The sequence below is a fragment of the Promicromonospora kroppenstedtii DSM 19349 genome (assembly GCF_000515355.1).
In the GTDB taxonomy this organism is placed as follows: domain Bacteria; phylum Actinomycetota; class Actinomycetes; order Actinomycetales; family Cellulomonadaceae; genus Promicromonospora; species Promicromonospora kroppenstedtii.
Genome location: NZ_KI911685.1, coordinates 1 through 1,130, shown reverse-complemented (window position 1 = coordinate 1,130; position 1,130 = coordinate 1). Strand labels below are relative to the sequence as shown.

Sequence of the window (1,130 nt, the reverse complement as noted above, 5' to 3'; positions counted from 1 at the left end):
GGGCGGACCCGAGGTCCGCCCGGCGCCGTCGTGCCCGAGCCGCAGCCCTACCGGCCCTGCAGCGCCTTGACGTTGTCGCCGAAGGTCCAGCCGCGCGACCCGTCCCAGTTGATCGACCAGGTCATGAGGCCCTTGAGCGCCCCGTTGTACGAGCCGTACGCCTGTGAGACCAGCGACGGCGCCATGTAGCCGCCGCCCGCGCCCTGCTGAGCGGGCAGGCCCGGCACCTGCTTCTCGTACGGCACGCGGATCGTGGTGCCCTGGATGACGAGCCCGTCGTCGAGGCAGTCCGTCTGCGCCTGGAAGCCGGCCACCGTCCCGGCCGCGTACGAGTTGCCGGAGCAGTCGTACATCGAGCCGTTGTAGTACTGCATGTTGAGCCACCACAGGCGGCCGTTGTCGGCGTACTTCTTGATGATCGGCAGGTAGGAGCCCCAGATCGAGCCGTAGGTGACGCTGCCGCCGGTCACGTAGGCGGTCTCGGGCGCCATCGTCAGGCCGAACCCGGCCGGCATCCCCGCGAGCACGCCGTCGATGATCCGGATCAGGTTGGCCTGCGACGTCGAGAGCTGGCTGATGTTGCCGCTGCCCGTCAGGCCCGTCTCGATGTCGATGTCGATGCCGTCGAAGTTGTAGTCGCGCAGGATCGGCACGATGGTCTCGACGAACCGGTCCGCGACCGCCTGCGAGGACAGGTCGATCCCGGCCGTCGCGCCGCCGATCGACATCAGGATGGTCAGGCCCGCCTCCTTGGCGGCGCACATCTCCTCGGGGCTGGGCACCTGGACACCGGAGTCCATGCCGTCCTCCCACAGCACCGTCCCGTCGGAGCGGATCACGGGGAACGCGAGGGTCGCCACGTTGTAGCCGTGCTGGGTGATCCGCGAGTCGGTGATCGGGATCCAGCCCATGCCGGGGTGCACGCCGTTGCTCGCGCCGTCCCAGTTCTCCCAGTAGCCCTGCAGCACCTTGCCCGACGGGCGCGGCCGCTGGCTGCAGTCCGCCGGTGTCGGCTCGGGGTCCGGGGTCGGGTCCGTGGGGTCGGGCGTCGGGTCGGTCGGGTCGGGGTCCGGCTGCGTGGCGCACGCGCCGTCGTCGGTCCACAGGGTGGGCGTGACGTCGGGGCTCCA

Annotated in this window: 1 protein-coding gene; it reads right to left on the bottom strand. The window is 70.6% G+C overall.

Going from position 1 to position 1,130, the window contains the following annotated elements:
* Positions 1 to 47 precede the first annotated feature (47 nt).
* On the bottom strand, positions 48 to 1,130 hold a 1,083-nt coding region (locus PROKR_RS14565; RefSeq protein ID WP_051433006.1), incomplete at its 5' end, for a chitinase.